This is a genomic window from Colwellia sp. MEBiC06753 (assembly GCF_053470325.1).
The window spans coordinates 34,078-50,097 of record NZ_JBQMTM010000013.1; the positions used below are offsets into that span (position 1 = coordinate 34,078).

Consider the following 16,020-nt stretch of genomic DNA (forward strand, 5'->3'; position numbering starts at 1 on the left):
AACCACAAAAAAAGCCTGACAATCAGGCTTTTTAATTAAACTTACACTTAAAATTGTTTAAGTTCATCCCATTCGTCATCAGACAGTAACTTATTCAAATCAACTAAAATAAGTAACTCACCATCACGATTTGATACGCCTTGGATAAAGCGTGCGCTTTCATCATTACCCACATTGGGAGCAACATCAATTTCAGATGAGCGTAGATAAACCACTTCAGCAACGCTATCAACTAGAATGCCGATAACTTGTTTTTCAGCTTCAATAATAACGATACGGGTATTATCTGTAATTTCTGCACCTTCAAGGCCAAAACGTGCTCGAGTATCAATCACAGTAACTACGTTACCACGTAAATTAATAATACCTAGGACATAATCTGGCGCACCTGGTACTGGCGCAATTTCAGTGTAGCGCAATACTTCTTGTACTTGCATTACATTGATGCCGTAAGTTTCTGTTTCTAATTTAAATGTTACCCATTGCAACACTGCATCATTAGTATCTATTGCTTCACTTGCATTACGTCTTTCATCAGACATACTTCTTGTCCTCAAGTTTGTTTAAGTGATGGTCAAATCACAATTTAATCTTGGTATACGCCTAATCCCTTATCAAGCATTTTAATAAGAGAATCAACATCTAACAACGCACACATTCTGTCTTTAACCAGACCCGCTAACCAAGGTCTTTTGGTGTTATTATCTATCCATTTAACATCAGATTGCTCTAACGTTACAGTATCAACTAAAGTCTCAGCCATTAAACCCCAACGACTATTACTTAACATTATAATATATTGATAATTTATTGAATCTTTTAATTGCTGATCACATTTCTCAGGCATTACCCATAATGCCGTGTCTACCACATTAATTTTTTCTTCACGATACAGCATCACGCCTTTAAACCAATCGGGCTTGCCCATTAATGCATTAATATGATCAACATTATGAATACCGCCAAGTTCGATAAGTGGCACAGCAATGGTTAAGCCCGCAACATCAAAGAACATCGCTTGAAAGCGCCCTTGACGATAATCTTTTTGCTTAACTTCAAATGCCTGCTGACTTTTATGTGTGGTTATTTCTAACGGCTCGGCTTCTACTGTTGGCGGTGCCACTACTGGGGCTACAGGCGTAGTTTTTTGTTTAACTTCTACTTTCGCTTTAGCTTTAGCTTTAGTTGTAACAACCTTTTCTTCGACCGGTAATATTGTCGTCGGTTTAACCGTTTCTAGTAGGCGTTCTAGATTTTTTTGTTCAGGCTCTTTATGCGATACTACTTCTTCATCTTCGGTTAATAATTCCGAAAGATAAGATCTCATTACCTTTTGACTAGCTGCTAATGACTTTGCCATTTACTTCTTCACCGATGATAATTTCAACAAATGTTTCAATAAGCTTTTATAAGCATATACCCCTCTTGAGGCTCCTGCATAATCTGAAGGGACTTTTTGTGAAACACTGGCATTTCTAAAATTCGTATCGATTGGAATAACACCTGGCCAAACTTTTTCACCGTAAATTTCTTGTAGCTTTTGATATGCCATTAAAGAAGCTTTGGTACGCTTATCAAACATAGTTGGTACGATAGTATAAGTGAAAGGCTTTTCTTGCTCACCTTGCATGATTTCCATGGTTTTCATCATGCGATCCAAGCCTTTTAATGCAAGAAACTCAGTTTGCACCGGCACAATAATACGATCAGAGGCTGCCAATGCATTAACCATTAACACCCCTAATACCGGCGGGCAATCCATCAACACAAAGTCGTAATCACCTTCGAGTTTTTGCATGGCTTTTTTGAGCACTAAGCCCATACCACCTTTACTACCTAATGAGCGATCAAGCGTTGCCAAGCCCATAGTGGCGGGCAATATATCAATATTTTTATACTGAGTTGGACAAAGGCTTTGTTCGATTTGCTCTTTAGTTGAAACTTGAACAAAGAGATCATAAACACTTAGCTCTAAATCTTCAGACTCTATACCGAAGTAGTAGCTAAGTGAGGCATGTGGATCGGTATCAACCAATAACACACGGTAGCCTTGCTCTGCCAGCAAGCCACCTAAAGTAATGGTCGATGTCGTTTTACCAACACCGCCCTTTTGATTTGCAACCGTCCAAACGACCAATAGATCACCTAATTAATTTGATTTGTTATTATCGTCTTCATCTCTGGTGGTAATTCTAATGCCACCATTATCAAGCCTAATTATCTTAATTTTATTATCTTCTTTATCAGAATCAACTACTTCGTTAATAGTTTCTACATCTTTAACACTAATAGTTGCCGCATCGATTAATTGCGCTTTGTCTAAACCATACTTAGAAATGGCAATAACCACTTTACGATTTTGTGCACGACCATCTTCAGTTGAGTTATCGGCACTCGGATAATATTGTCCATAGCCTTCTATTGCCATTCGTGCTGGATTAATTCCGAGCTCTTCTAACAACCGCAAAATTGCAGTTGCCCTAAACACAGACAACTCCCAGTTGGAAGAAAATATTTCGTTATTAATTGGTTGATTATCAGTATAGCCTCTAACTCGTAAGTAGTTAGTGACATCTGCTAACACATCTTTGATCACCGATAAAATAGCCTGAGCAGATGATGTTGGAGATGATGAACCGCTGGGGAATAGTAAACCACTATTAAGTTCTATTTCTAACCACTCGCCATCAATTTGTAATTGAGCATAACCAGACTCAACCAAGTCATACAGCGCAGTGTGCAACTCTTGCTCTAGCGAAGATAAATTAGTACCAACTTCGTTGTCAGCCACATTTGACAGTACAGGTTCTCCATCAGTTAACTCATGTCCTGCATCATCTAAAATACCATCGCCATATAAGCGCTTATTAGTTTTGCTTGAGTTAACCGGCAAAATATCTTCACCGTGACCACGGTTTTTAGGCTTTTCTTTATCAGCTTGAAACACACGACCTATTGATTCTGTAACCGTTTCAAACGGCTTTTCATTCACCATAGCCATTGCATAAAGCACTACAAATAAGGCAAATAGTAGCGTCATATAATCAGCGTAAGAAACTAGCCAACGATGAACATCGTCATGTTCGACACTATGGCGTTTAATTCTTACACGGCTCATTGTTCTAGCCTGAATGCAGAAAGTCTATTTTCAATCGCGTGAGGGTTTTCACCTTGTGATATAGCAATAAGCCCTTGCGCCATCATTTCACGATACATGGTTTGTTGATGGATAATACCACGCAACTTATTAGCAACAGGAATGTAAATTAAGTTTGCAAAACCAACACCATAGATTGTCGCGACAAATGCCGTAGCAATACCTTGCCCTAATAAGTCAGGATCAGTTAAATTACCAAGCGCCTGAATAAGGCCAAGTACCGCGCCTAATATACCAATGGTTGGGCTATAGCCGCCCATAGATTCAAATATTTTTGCCGAACGCAAACCGTGTTCGCGATAAAGTTCGATATCAAGTTCAAGTGACGAAATTAATTGTTCTGTTTCAATACCATCAGCTAAATAATTTAACGCTTTATTGGTAAACTTATCTTCAACATCAATAGCAATGTTTTCTAAGACTAAATAACCTGACTCTCGCGACTTATTCGCCCATTCAACGATATCATCAATACCTTTAACTAAATCAAATTGTGGCGGTTGGAACACCCACTTTAATAAAGACATGGCATGAGTAAACTGTGCAGTAGATGACTGCAACATAACCGCACCTACGGTGCCACCAAAAACTATGATAAATGCTGGAAGTTCGAATAAGGCGGCGATGGCACCACCTTCAATACTAAAACCTAAATAAATCGCGAAAAATGCAAGAATAAGTCCAGCTAAACTGAGCTTATCCATTGCCAATTTCCTTTATGATGGTCGCTGCAACTTCATCAAGTGGCAACGATAATTCTGAAATACCGGCAACAGCAACGGCTTGAGGCATACCATAAACAACACAACTTGCCTCATCTTGTGCCCAAATAGTAGCACCTTTATTTTTTAACATACGAGAACCTTCCCTTCCATCGGCCCCCATACCTGTCAATATAATCCCCAAAACATCACCGGAAAATACTTTAGCTGCTGAGCCAAAACTTATATCTACACTTGGTTTATAAGCAACTCTTGCTGAGTCGTCTTCTCTAACCCTAAGTTTTGAAGCATTTTCTGTACCATCAATCATCATCTGCATACCGCCCGGTGCTAAATAAGCCACACCTGACTGTAAACGATCACCATCTTTTGCTTCCTTGACAGAAATTTGACACAGCGAATCTAACCTACTGGCAAATGCTGCAGTAAATGCTGCGGGCATATGCTGAATCATAACGATAGGTAAGGGAAAATTTTTGGGTAGCTGGGTTAATATTTTTTGTAATGCAACCGGGCCTCCTGTCGAAGTACCTATTGCTAACAGTTTATATTTTTTGCCCGAACTTTTTCTAAGTTTACTAGCCCCTAGACTTGCAGATGAAGTCGAAACCTGTGGCTTTGCCAATTCAGTTCGCTTAAATAAGGGTGCTGCCGGTATACTGGTAGCTTTTGGCGTGCTTGGTCTTTTTTTAATAAAACCTCGACGAACTGAGCTACTTTTTCTTGCAAGCTCAAGTACGCGATTTCTTAGTAAGCTCCCCGCATCTTCACTGTTTTTTGCTATTTCATTAAACTTTTTCGGTAAAAAGTCTAGTGCCCCAGCATCGAGTGCTTCAAAAGTTGCTTTAGCACCTTCATGGGTTAGGGAGGAAAACATTAAAATTGCGGTTGGCGTATTTTCCATAATCGCTTTAACCGCTTCAATGCCATTGAGCACTGGCATTTCAATATCCATAGTAATGACATCAGGACGTAACTCAGCTGCTTTCTCAACTGCTTCCTTGCCGTTTACCGCGACATCAATTACTTCAATGTTTGAGTCTTGGTTTAAGATGTCACTGACTCTGCGTCTAAAAAAGCTAGAGTCATCGACGACCAATACTTTATAAGCCATTTACTGTCTCTTAAGTTGGCGTAAAGTTACTTACGTAATTTTCTATATACGTCAGATTTTTTGGCGTAAAACTTCAACATACTTGGTACATCTAGGATAAGCGCTATACCGCCATCACTGGTAATCGTTGCCCCAGCCATGCCTGGCGTACCATGTAATAGTCGATCAAGTGGCTTAATAACGACTTCTTCTTGTCCAATCAAGCTATCTACAACAAAGCCCACTTGTTGGCTACCAAGCTGTACTATCACGACATGACCTTTATCGCGTGGCGCTTGACCACCACCTTTGAGTAGCCATTGATCCAGATAGAATAGTGGAATGGCTTTTTCACGAACAATTATTGTTAGCTGACCATCAACAACATTTGTGTTGGTAAGGTCTAAATGGAATATTTCGTTAACGCCAGCTAATGGCAAGGCAAATATTTGTTCGCCAACTACCACCATTAAGGTCGGTAAGATTGCTAGCGTTAATGGCACCTTAATTTCAAGCACCGTTCCAACACCTAATTCAGAGTCGATATTAACCGTACCATTTAGTTGGGTAATTTTCGTTTTAACAACGTCCATCCCGACACCACGACCGGAAACTTCTGAAATTTCAGTTTTGGTTGAAAAACCTGGCGCAAATATTAAGTTAAATGCTTCTTTTTCAGGCATTCTTGCTGCAGCTTCGGCATCTAAAACACCGCGGTCTATTGCAATACTCTTTAATTTTTCAGCATTCATACCGGCACCATCATCACGAATGGTTAACAGGATATGATCACCTTCTTGTGATGCTGATAGCACCACAGTACCTTCTCTGGGCTTACCATTTGCTTGGCGAACATCTGGTTCTTCAATACCGTGATCCACCGAGTTTCTAACCAAGTGAACCAGTGGATCGGCCAATGCTTCTACTAAGTTTTTATCGAGATCGGTTTCTTCACCTTCTAGTATTAACTTAATTTCTTTGTTCAAGCTTCTTGCTAAGTCGCGAACTACTCGAGGGAAACGACCAAACACTTTCTTGATTGGTTGCATGCGAGTTTTCATGACTGCCCCTTGAAGGTCGGTAGTTACCGCATCTAGGTTAGTAATGGCTTTACTTAGTTCTTCATCTTCTTTTGTTAGACCAAGGCTGGTTAATCGGTTACGTACAAGTACGAGTTCACCAACCATGTTCATAATTTGATCTAGGCGTTTAGTATCAACACGAACCGTAGTTTCAGCTTGAGGAGCAGACTGAGCAGCCGGCTTTTTATCTTTAGCTGGCGCTTTTGCTGGTGCCGCAGCTGCGGGTTTTGCAGCTGGCTGTGATGAAGGTGTTGGTTTAGCTTCTGGTTTAGCGACAGGTTCCGGTGACATCGGTTTATTTGCTGCAGGTGTTGGCGTTGTACTTTTTGACGGCGCTTTTCCTTTACCATGCAATTCATCTAGAAGCGCTTCAAATTCATTATCATCAATTTCATCAGAAGCGGTTGAGCTGGCACTATTGGCTGTAGTTGATGAGAAAGCCCCTTGGCCATGCAGTTCATCTAAAAGTGACTCAAATTCATCATCGGTAATTTCATCACTATTTGATGCTTCACTGCCTGTGTTTACTTCACTAGGGCCCTTATTGGCGCCATGGAGCTCGTCTAGCAGCGCTTCAAATTCATCTTCTGTCATCTCTTCTGAGTCACCATCACTCGACTCACTGATAACTTCTGGTTCGGGTTCTGGCTCGGGCTCCGGAGTTGATGCACTAGCACTCTCAGCGCCTTCAGGTACACTTAACCTGTGTAACTCAGCCAGCAACTCTGGTGGTGCAGGGTCTGCTTGTTCACGGTTTTGTACCGCTGCAAACATGACATTGATTTCATCAAGTGCTTGTAAGATAACATCCATTAACTCTGGTGTTACCGAACGCTGGCCATTTCTTAAAATATCAAAAACATTCTCAGCACCATGACAACAGTCAACCAATTCGGTTAATGACAAAAAGCCAGCGCCGCCTTTGACGGTATGGAAACCTCTAAAGATTGCATTTAATAAATCGGCATTATCAGGATCGTTCTCTAACTCGACTAATTGTTCAGACAAGGCTTCTAAGATTTCACCCGCCTCAATCAAAAAATCCTGTAGAATTTCTTCATCCGCTTCAAAGGACATGCACCAAACTCCTGCTAAAACCCTAAACTCGACAATAAGTCATCAACATCATCTTGGTTGGCAACCACATCATCGCGTTCTTCAGTATTGACAATTGGCCCTTCTACTAGATTTTCACCAGTTTTCAGGGTTGCTTTTTGTTTTTGTTCATTTTCCGACAAGCCAAACGCTGTCAGCATATTAATTAAGCTATCTTCAACTTCGATAACAAGATCAATAACTTTGCGAATAACCTGCCCAGTTAAATCTTGGAAATCTTGCGCCATTAATACATCCGTCATTAACGCATGCATATGCTCAGTTTCTGTTGAAGTAGTTTTCAGTAATTTATCAATATCAATGCATAATTCCTTAAACTCACCAAGCTTAAGGTCATTGTGCATTAACTTATTCCAAAGCGGGTCTACCGCCTTAACTTGTTGCTGGATAGTATCGACAACCGGAAATATTGACTCTACCGCGTCCATTGTTTTATTAGCCGCATCTTCGGTGCGAGTAATTACATAAGTTAGACGTTCTTTTGCGTCAGGAATATCAGCGTTTGCCAAATCATTAATTCTAGAATCCAATTGAAAATTCATCATAGAATCATGTAATTGACGTGTAAGCTTCCCTATTTCTGCAAATAGTTCTGAATTTATAGGGCTTTGAATTTCTGAAAGCAGCTTATCAGCTTCACTTTGCTGTTCATTTTCCAGAAACTCAACCAATTGCTTGGCTTGCTCTAACGTGATATTTCCGCCAGATACTTTAGTCATACCATTCCCTCGCGAGCAGAGTGCTTACCCTAATCGTTCAAAAATTTTATCTAGCTTTTCTTTCAACGTTGCAGCAGTGAAAGGCTTAACGATGTAACCATTTACCCCTGCTTGCGCAGCCATAACGATTTGTTCTTTCTTCGCTTCTGCTGTAATTAACAATACCGGAATATGTGCTAACTTTTCATCTGCGCGAATGGCTTTTAATAAATCGATACCTTGCATGCCTGGCATGTTCCAGTCAGTCACCACAAAGTCAAAGTCACCACCTTGAAGCATAGGTAAGGCTGTACTACCGTCATCAGCTTCTTGAATATTAGTAAAGCCTAAATCGCGTAATAAGTTTTTAACAATTCGTCTCATTGTTGAAAAGTCATCAACAACTAGCACTTTCATATTTTTATCCAAGGCACCCTCCGGTGAATTATCTTAATAAGTTTACAAACTATTTTACTTAACTTTGCCAAGATTGCATACGAGCTTTTAAACGATGCATAGCTTGACTGTGTATTTGACTGACTCTAGACTCACTAACGTCTAAAACTTCACCAATTTCTTTCAAATTAAGCTCTTCGTCATAATAGAGTGACAGTACTAAAGCTTCTCGCTCAGGTAAAGTCGAAATACACTCTGACAGTCTTTTTTTAAATGTAACTTGTTCAATTGTATGATACGGGTCATCGCTTTCATAGCCGTCTTCATATGTGATGACATCATCACTAACGCCTAAGTCTTCGATACCGATGATTTTACCCGAACTGACATCGTTTAGGATATGATGGTATTCATTTAATGAAATATCAAGTTTTTCAGCTACTTCTGCATCGGTAACATCTCTGCCATATTTAGCTTCTAATGCCTTGATTGCATCACTGATCATTCGACTATTTTTATGAACCGAGCGTGGGGTCCAGTCACCTTTTCGAATTTCATCCAGCATAGCACCGCGAATACGAATGCCTGCAAAGGTTTCAAAACTGGCGCCTTTAGCGTTATCAAAATTGCTAGCAGCTTCTAGCAATCCTATCATGCCCGACTGAATCAGGTCATCAACAATGACACTTGCCGGTAATCGTGACAAAAGATGGTAAGCGATACGCTTAACAAGAACCGTATATTCTTGTATTAACGTCGACTTATCTTGATAGCTAGTATAAGCATTGGCTTTAACCACTTAAGCTCCGTACCCAGTTATTTATCTAGAAGTTGCTCGATAAAAAATTCTAAATGGCCTGATGGCACATTAGGTATTGGCCACTGGTTAACTTTGGTTGCTAACTCAGTGAACGCTTTAGCCGCTGGAGATTCAGGGAACGCTTCTACAATGGCCTGTTGTTTACGAACTGATTTTCGAATGTTTTCATCAAACGGCACAATAGCCACTAGCTCAATTGCCACATCTAGAAAACGATCGGTTACTTTGGTTAGTTTAGCAAATAATTGCTGTCCTTCTTTGATGCTACGCACCATATTGGCAACTACTTTAAATTTAAATACGCCATGGTCACGGCTTAACAATTTCATCAATGCGTAACAATCGGTAATAGAAGTAGGTTCATCACACACCACTAACATAACGTTTTGCGCTGCACGAGAAAAGCTTAATACCATGTCAGAAATGCCGGCGGCAGTATCAACAATCAACACATCAAAGTCGGTTTGCATATCACTAAAAGCGCGAATCAAGCCGGCATGCTCTGATGGCGTTAAATCAACCATAGATTGAGTACCAGAAGTAGCAGGAATAATTTTAATCCCACATGGTCCTTCAATAATAATGTCATCTAATTCGCAATCGCCACTGAGCACATGAGAAATATTCTTTTGAACACGTAAGCCCAGCATTACGTCGACATTAGCAAGACCTAAGTCGGCATCTAAAACCAGTACTTTCTTTCCTTGTTTAGCTAGCGCTATAGCGGTATTTAACGAAACGTTCGTTTTACCTACCCCACCTTTGCCGCCAGAAACTGCGATTACTTTGACTTGTTTTAAATCTTGCATTTTTCTTAAGCCGCTCGCTTGGTCTATCATCTACAACTTCTCATGGTTAACCAAAAGCAGCCGATGCTATTGGTTGTTTATTAGCAACAAAATTGAATTTCATTGCTGATTTGTTTGCTATTTTCTCTGCAAGACTAACCAATTTTTCAGCATTTGCAACTTTAATATCTTCCGGTACGCGTTGACCGTCTGTTAGATAACCAATTGGCAATGCATTTTGAATTGAAGTAGAGATAATTTCGCCCATACTTAGCCCTTCATCCAGCTTAGTAAAGATACATCCACACAATGGCACTTTCTTAAAGCGCTCGACATTTTCTTGCATTACAGCTTGTTGAGTATTAGCGGCTAATACTAAATAATTGCGAATGCGTAGGCGAGAATTTGACACTAATGCCGATAAGTTTTCAGCAAGGCGCATATCTCGTTGTCCCATGCCTGCGGTATCAATTAATACTAATTTTTTGTTGCTGTATTGTTGTAGCAGTGCTTCTAATACTTGGGCATCTTTCGCTAGCTTGACCGAGCAACCAATAATTTTGCCGTAGGTCTCGAGTTGCTCAAACCCACCGATGCGGTAAGTATCAGTTGATATTAACAACAACTCATCTGCCCCATGAATTTGGGCAAAGCGTGCAGCAAGCTTGGCCAATGTTGTCGTTTTCCCTACTCCAGTAGGGCCGACAAGCGACACAACACCACCACGGTGAATAATATCATTATTGGTCGTGTTAATTTGACTAGTTAACAACTGCAACGCACTGTTCCAGCTTTGCTCATCGGATAAATGATTGGGGACAAAACCCGCTACTTGATCGGCTAACTGCTCATTAATTCCCATCGCAACTAGCTTATCAATTAGCATTGCGCGGCTTGGGTCTTTTTGCGCCATATCTTGCCACATCAAACCAGATACCTGATGTTCTAGCAATTGGCGAATAGAGGCCATTTCCGCTTTCATTTGATTAAAATCATCCATGCTGACGACACTACTATTGCCAGAAATATTTGCTTTTGTGGTATTACCAGCAAATGTCTGATGGGCAGAGGTTTGGTTGGCGAAACTTGGGCTGGCAAATTCATCACCATTATTAGCTACTTGCTCACTATGTTGAGTATATTGCTCTTGCTGACCTTGGTTTTGCTGTCCTTGATTTTGCTGTACAAGCCGATCCGTGAATTGTTTTAACTGCTGTTCTAAATCCATAGCGTTGCTATTGTTAGCTGCCTGGTTAGCAGCTGACTGAGTACCATTAGTATTAGTTGTTGCACCATTTTGCTGTTGAACATTTCTTGCTAATAGCGCTGATAGACTGTCTGCTGGCGAGGTATGCTGTTCATTAGCTTCTTCATTAACGCTACCTTGCACACTATCGTTTGTCCTTGCGTTTGCAACTTGGGATGAAATTGAAGAAGCGGGTGGTTGCGACAGTTGTACAACATCATCGGCCAAATCATTATTTGACTTAACTTGAGGCGCTGACACAGGAGCTGAACTGGCACTATTGTCTTGCGCCGCCATAATTTCAACACCTTCCGGGATTTTCTTATTAGACATGATTACTGCATCTACACCTAACTCTTCTTTAATTTGAGCTAGTGCTGTTTTCATATCTCTTGCAACATAACGTTTAATTTTCACTGATAACCCCTTAATTCAGCTACTCAGGACCCGCCTGAAGGAAACTAGTTTAAATCCTACTAACTGACATTTTTAGCTCAAAGTATTCGCCTATTGGCCTATCGCACTAACAATTCTAATTTGTTTATCATCTGGGATTTCTTGATAAGAGATAACTCTTAACCCCGGAATCGTGTATTTAACAAATTTAGCTAATACTGTTCTTAAAATGCCTGATGTCAGTAAAATTGGTGTATCGCCGGCTAATTCTTGCTGTTGCGCCCCATCGTTTAGCGATTTTTGTAAGCGCTCTGCTAAACCTGGTTCAATGCCTGCGCCGTCGTCACCTGCCATTTGCATAGACTGATGCAACATCTGTTCCAACTCAGGAGCCAAAGTTATGACGGGCACTTCGCTAGCGGCGCCAACGAGGTCTTGAATGATAAATTTACGTAAGGTTATTCTGACTGCGGCAGTTAATACTTCAGCATCCTGGCTCTTTGGCCCGTACTCAACTAACGTTTGAACAATGCTGCGCATATCACGAACTGCGACACCTTCATTCATTAAGTTTTGTAATACTTTCACAACAGTACCCAACGACAAGGTATCAGGAATTAAACCTTCAACCAATTTCGGATAATTCTTCGCCAGTCTATCTAATAGGTTTTGTACTTCTTCATGACCGATTAACTGAGCGGCATTATTAGTTAATATCTGACTTAAGTGAGTCGCTAATACCGTTGCAGCATCTACTACGGTATAACCGAGTGACTGCGCTTGCTCCCGCTGGTTCTGTTTGATCCAGACAGCATCTAAGCCAAATGCCGGATCTTTAGTAGGAATACCATCAAGCGCGCCAAAAACTTGACCTGGATTAATTGCCAGTTCATGGTCGTGGCGAATTTCGGCTTCTCCAATAGCCACTCCCATTAATGAAATTTGGTAAGTATTTGGCTCTAGGTCTAAGTTATCGCGAATATGTACTGCTGGAACTAAAAAGCCAAACTCCTGCGATAATTTTTTACGCACACCTTTGATTCGATTAAGCAGTTCACCACCTTGAGCTTTATCAACCAGTGGAATTAAGCGATAACCTATTTCTAAACCAATAACGTCAACATGATTGACATCATCCCAACTTAAATCTTTTATTTCCTCTTCTTTTTGTTGAGTTTGTACATGTTGCTCCTGCGCTTCACGCTCAGTTTCTTCAGCTTTTTTCGCTTTTAATTTATCACCGAAAAACGCCACCGCACCGATAGCAAATGCAAAAAACAAGAACGCCAAATGTGGCATACCTGGGACAATACCCATAACGAACATCACGGCTGCGGCAATATATAAAGAGCGAGACTGACCAAGTTGCGCACTTACTTGCTCGCCCATGTCTTGAGATGTATTTTGACGAGTTACCACAATAGCAGTCGCTACAGAAAGCAATAAGCCCGGGATTTGAGCAACTAAGCCATCACCTATGGTTAACAAGGTATAAATTTCAACTGCCGAGTTAAAATCTAGGTCGTGCTGCACCATCCCAATGACTAAACCACCGACAATATTAATAAATAAAATTAAAATACCGGCAATCGCGTCACCTTTAACAAATTTACTGGCACCATCCATCGAACCATAAAAATCAGCTTCACTGGTAATTTCGATACGACGCTCACGCGCCTGATCTTGAGTGATAAAACCGGCATTTAAATCGGCATCAATTGCCATTTGCTTACCCGGCATTGCATCTAAGGTAAAGCGCGCGGTTACTTCAGAAATACGGCCAGCACCTTTGGTCACCACCACAAAGTTAATAATAATTAGTATTAGAAACACCACTAAACCAACGGCGTAGTTACCACCGATGACAACCGAACCGAAGGCTTCAATAACCGCACCGGCGGCATCAGGCCCTTCATGGCCTTCTAATAAAACCACTCGGGTACTGGCAACGTTTAATGACAAACGTAAGATCGTAGCAATCAGCAATACGGATGGAAATGCGCCAAACTCTAGCGGTTTTAGGGTATAGACAGTAATTAACAAGACCAAAAGCGACAGTGCAATATTGAATGAGAACAACACATCCAATAAAAATGCCGGCATAGGCAGAATGATCATGCCCAATACGGCAACAACAATAAACGGCGTGCCTAAACCAGAAACATTTTTGAATTTATTTTTATCAAATTGGGAAAAATTCGCTAATAACTGCATGCTCGAAACGACTCGATAATAAAGATAAAATTTTGACGTTATCAGCTATTGAGCAATAAGCAGACCAACAATGCCTGCTTTAAAGTTAATTGAATAATTTTAAGTCAATTAGTAACGGAAGTCGTCAGGAATAGGCAGGTTTTTTGATAGTGGTACAGGCCGGCGCCCTTTACCTTTGCGGTGCATATTAAGCTGAAAAATAAACGCCAGCACTTGTGCAACCGCCGCAAATAGCGCCTCAGGAATATCTTCATCCACTTCGGCGGTATAAAATAATGATCTGGCTAAAGCTGGTGATTGCAAAATCTCAACGCCATGCTCTTTCGCTATGGTACGAATATGGAGTGCCATTTCATCGGCACCTTTGGCAATCACTTTAGGCGCACCACCAACCTCGGCATCATACTTTAAAGCCACTGAAAAATGCGTCGGGTTAGTGATCACTACATCTGCATCAGGCACATTTTGCATCATTCGACGCTGCGACATTTCATATTGTGCTCGCCGAATTCGCCCTTTAATTTCAGGGCTACCTTCAGCATTTTTCATTTCATCTTTGACTTCTTGCTTGGTCATCTTTAATTGCTTGGTATGATTCCAAACCTGATAAGGGGCATCTACCACAGCAATAATAATCAATGACAATGCTAGCGCTAAAAACATCCACAATAACATGCTAACGGCATGACCAAAGTTATTAGGTATCGCCTCTAAACTTAAACCGATAATTTCTTCAAACAACCCTGTTAGCAATATGATGGCAACAGTAAATACCACTAAAAACTTTAAAATAGATTTAATAAATTCAATTGCCGCCTGAGCGCCCAGCATCCGTTTAAATCCGGCAATAGGTGATAATTTGCTTGCTTTCGGCGCCATGGCACTCCATGAAAAGTTGTAGCCACCAAGCAATATATTCCCGACAAAAGCGGCTAATATAATGATGGCAAATATCCAAGCCATTGGCACGGCTAATGAACTGACCACTTCACCGACAATTTTAAATTGAGTGGCCGTATCCATGACTTCTTCGCGGGATAAACTAAACATGCGCTTCATCACTGTTGATAGTGCGTCTACAAGTGAGCTGCCCACTAATAACATAGCACAAGCGCTGCCCACTAAAACAAACAGTGTTCCTAACTCTTTAGAACGAGCAATTTGCCCTTTGTTTCTGGCATCTGAGAGTTTTTTGGCCGTGGGTTCTTCGGTGCGTTCGCCTGAGTCAGAATCAGCCATGTGCTATCCTCTGCAAACAATTAAATCACAGGTAAAATCAATGGCCCGCTGCCACTGCTGCTCAAAGTGCAGGTAAAAATTACCAAAAGTTAACCACATAATAATTAAACCTGCAGTCATCGTAATCGGGAAGCCGATAGCAAAAATATTCAACTGAGGTGCGGCACGGGTCATAATGCCAAATGAAAAATTCACCAGAAGCATTGCTGTAATTGGCGCCAATGCTAACGACAATGCCGTTGCAAACATCCAACCGCCCCATTCAACAATTTCTTTATATTTAACCGCATCGATACTACCACCAGGGATAGGAATGGTATCAAAGCTCATCACCACAAATTGAATAAAGGTTAGGTGACCGTCTAGCCCCCAAAACAGTAACGTAGATAAAATTAAGAAAAACTGACCAACGGCAGGTACATTCATACCACTGGCAGGGTCAACTAATGATGCAAAGCCCAAACCGGTTTGCATCGCAATTATTTGCCCAGCTAGGGTAAACGTATTAATCACCAGCACAGTGATAAAGCCGATGGCGATACCCACTAATATTTGCTGCACCACCAATATTGCCGTAGCTAGTGTAAATAAATTATCAACTTTAGTTGGGGGAATCGCCGGCATAATAGCAATTGTTAACGTAACACATAGGAATAACTTGATACGGTTTGAGATAGTCTGCGAGCCCAAACCAATCATCGCCATGATTAATGCGGCAATGCGGCTAAATGGCAAAATAAAATCAGCCAGATACTGGTTAACAACTGCCTCAGTGAACTCCATCAACTCACCACGCTTGGAATACTACTTACTAGCCTTATTGTATAATCCATTAACTTTTGTACTAACCAATGTCCCCCTAATATCAAAGCCAGTAAAGTGACAATAAGCCTTGGTAAAAAACTTAACGTTTGTTCGTTAATTGAAGTCGCTGCCTGAAAAATTGCCACCAATAAGCCCACTAATAAACTGGGGACAACAATTGCACACACTAGCAAAATCACTAGAAAAAGTGCATCTCTTAAAATATCGACAAAGACTTCAGGAGACATG

The 16,020-nt window shown here is 40.8% G+C and carries 16 protein-coding genes; all 16 read right to left on the minus strand.

Annotation, left to right across the window (positions count from 1 at the left end; translation table 11 throughout):
- Nucleotides 1-47 precede the first annotated feature (47 nt).
- Nucleotides 48-542, minus strand: a complete 495-nt coding sequence (locus ACOB82_RS11180) for a chemotaxis protein CheW (RefSeq protein WP_448213075.1) — start codon at nucleotides 540-542, stop codon at nucleotides 48-50.
- A 44-nt stretch (nucleotides 543-586) separates the two neighbouring features.
- Nucleotides 587-1,327 (minus strand): chemotaxis protein CheW, encoded by a 741-nt coding sequence (locus tag ACOB82_RS11185; RefSeq protein WP_448213076.1) that lies wholly within the window; start codon nucleotides 1,325-1,327, stop codon nucleotides 587-589.
- A 33-nt stretch (nucleotides 1,328-1,360) separates the two neighbouring features.
- Nucleotides 1,361-2,137, minus strand: coding sequence for a ParA family protein (locus ACOB82_RS11190; protein WP_448213077.1), 777 nt, complete (start codon nucleotides 2,135-2,137; stop codon nucleotides 1,361-1,363).
- A gap of 12 nt (nucleotides 2,138-2,149) precedes the next feature.
- The gene (locus tag ACOB82_RS11195; protein WP_448213078.1) at nucleotides 2,150-3,118 is read right to left on the minus strand and encodes a flagellar motor protein MotB; all 969 of its coding nucleotides are present in this window, start codon (nucleotides 3,116-3,118) and stop codon (nucleotides 2,150-2,152) included.
- Nucleotides 3,115-3,861 (minus strand): flagellar motor protein, encoded by a 747-nt coding sequence (locus tag ACOB82_RS11200; protein WP_448213079.1) that lies wholly within the window; start codon nucleotides 3,859-3,861, stop codon nucleotides 3,115-3,117. The genes ACOB82_RS11195 and ACOB82_RS11200 overlap by 4 nt, the downstream gene beginning before the upstream one ends.
- Nucleotides 3,854-4,993: a protein-glutamate methylesterase/protein-glutamine glutaminase gene (locus ACOB82_RS11205; RefSeq protein WP_448213080.1), complete on the minus strand. Its 1,140-nt coding sequence runs from the start codon at nucleotides 4,991-4,993 to the stop codon at nucleotides 3,854-3,856. Before ACOB82_RS11205 ends, ACOB82_RS11200 begins: the two co-directional genes overlap by 8 nt.
- A 26-nt stretch (nucleotides 4,994-5,019) precedes the next feature.
- On the minus strand, nucleotides 5,020-7,131 hold the full coding sequence (locus ACOB82_RS11210) for a chemotaxis protein CheA (protein ID WP_448213081.1): 2,112 nt from the start codon (nucleotides 7,129-7,131) through the stop codon (nucleotides 5,020-5,022).
- A 14-nt stretch (nucleotides 7,132-7,145) separates the two neighbouring features.
- The gene (locus ACOB82_RS11215; RefSeq protein WP_448213082.1) at nucleotides 7,146-7,889 is read right to left on the minus strand and encodes a protein phosphatase CheZ; all 744 of its coding nucleotides are present in this window, start codon (nucleotides 7,887-7,889) and stop codon (nucleotides 7,146-7,148) included.
- A 24-nt stretch (nucleotides 7,890-7,913) separates the two neighbouring features.
- Nucleotides 7,914-8,297, minus strand: coding sequence for a chemotaxis response regulator CheY (gene cheY / locus ACOB82_RS11220; RefSeq protein WP_115999548.1), 384 nt, complete (start codon nucleotides 8,295-8,297; stop codon nucleotides 7,914-7,916).
- 46 nt (nucleotides 8,298-8,343) lie between these two features.
- On the minus strand, nucleotides 8,344-9,063 hold the full coding sequence (locus ACOB82_RS11225) for an RNA polymerase sigma factor FliA (protein WP_448213083.1): 720 nt from the start codon (nucleotides 9,061-9,063) through the stop codon (nucleotides 8,344-8,346).
- Nucleotides 9,064-9,080: 17 nt separating this feature from the next.
- Nucleotides 9,081-9,923 (minus strand): MinD/ParA family protein, encoded by an 843-nt coding sequence (locus ACOB82_RS11230; protein ID WP_448213084.1) that lies wholly within the window; start codon nucleotides 9,921-9,923, stop codon nucleotides 9,081-9,083.
- Between the two features lie 16 nt (nucleotides 9,924-9,939).
- A complete protein-coding gene (gene flhF / locus ACOB82_RS11235) occupies nucleotides 9,940-11,535 on the minus strand; it encodes a flagellar biosynthesis protein FlhF (protein WP_448213085.1) in 1,596 nt (531 codons plus the stop codon).
- A gap of 90 nt (nucleotides 11,536-11,625) precedes the next feature.
- Complete coding sequence (gene flhA, locus ACOB82_RS11240) at nucleotides 11,626-13,728, minus strand: flagellar biosynthesis protein FlhA (protein ID WP_448213086.1); 2,103 nt, start codon at nucleotides 13,726-13,728, stop codon at nucleotides 11,626-11,628.
- A 108-nt stretch (nucleotides 13,729-13,836) separates the two neighbouring features.
- On the minus strand, nucleotides 13,837-14,967 hold the full coding sequence (gene flhB / locus ACOB82_RS11245) for a flagellar biosynthesis protein FlhB (RefSeq protein WP_448213087.1): 1,131 nt from the start codon (nucleotides 14,965-14,967) through the stop codon (nucleotides 13,837-13,839).
- 3 nt (nucleotides 14,968-14,970) lie between these two features.
- Nucleotides 14,971-15,750, minus strand: coding sequence for a flagellar biosynthetic protein FliR (gene fliR / locus ACOB82_RS11250; protein ID WP_448213088.1), 780 nt, complete (start codon nucleotides 15,748-15,750; stop codon nucleotides 14,971-14,973).
- Nucleotides 15,750-16,019 carry a flagellar biosynthesis protein FliQ gene (fliQ, locus tag ACOB82_RS11255; protein ID WP_448213089.1) on the minus strand — a complete coding sequence of 90 codons (270 nt, stop codon included), beginning with the start codon at nucleotides 16,017-16,019 and terminating at the stop codon, nucleotides 15,750-15,752. The genes fliR and fliQ overlap by 1 nt, the downstream gene beginning before the upstream one ends.
- Between the last annotated feature and the right edge of the window lies 1 nt (nucleotide 16,020).

Coding starts and splice junctions, on each gene's coding strand:
- ACOB82_RS11180 (WP_448213075.1), bottom strand. CDS start 542: ATGTCTGATGAAAGACGTAATGCAAGTGAAGCAATAGATACTAATGAT.
- ACOB82_RS11215 (WP_448213082.1), bottom strand. CDS start 7,889: ATGACTAAAGTATCTGGCGGAAATATCACGTTAGAGCAAGCCAAGCAA.
- ACOB82_RS11195 (WP_448213078.1), bottom strand. CDS start 3,118: ATGAGCCGTGTAAGAATTAAACGCCATAGTGTCGAACATGACGATGTT.
- ACOB82_RS11230 (WP_448213084.1), bottom strand. CDS start 9,923: ATGATAGACCAAGCGAGCGGCTTAAGAAAAATGCAAGATTTAAAACAA.
- ACOB82_RS11205 (WP_448213080.1), bottom strand. CDS start 4,993: ATGGCTTATAAAGTATTGGTCGTCGATGACTCTAGCTTTTTTAGACGC.
- fliQ (WP_448213089.1), bottom strand. CDS start 16,019: ATGTCTCCTGAAGTCTTTGTCGATATTTTAAGAGATGCACTTTTTCTA.
- flhA (WP_448213086.1), bottom strand. CDS start 13,728: ATGCAGTTATTAGCGAATTTTTCCCAATTTGATAAAAATAAATTCAAA.
- ACOB82_RS11210 (WP_448213081.1), bottom strand. CDS start 7,131: ATGTCCTTTGAAGCGGATGAAGAAATTCTACAGGATTTTTTGATTGAG.
- ACOB82_RS11185 (WP_448213076.1), bottom strand. CDS start 1,327: ATGAGATCTTATCTTTCGGAATTATTAACCGAAGATGAAGAAGTAGTA.
- fliR (WP_448213088.1), bottom strand. CDS start 15,750: ATGGAGTTCACTGAGGCAGTTGTTAACCAGTATCTGGCTGATTTTATT.
- ACOB82_RS11200 (WP_448213079.1), bottom strand. CDS start 3,861: ATGGATAAGCTCAGTTTAGCTGGACTTATTCTTGCATTTTTCGCGATT.
- flhB (WP_448213087.1), bottom strand. CDS start 14,967: ATGGCTGATTCTGACTCAGGCGAACGCACCGAAGAACCCACGGCCAAA.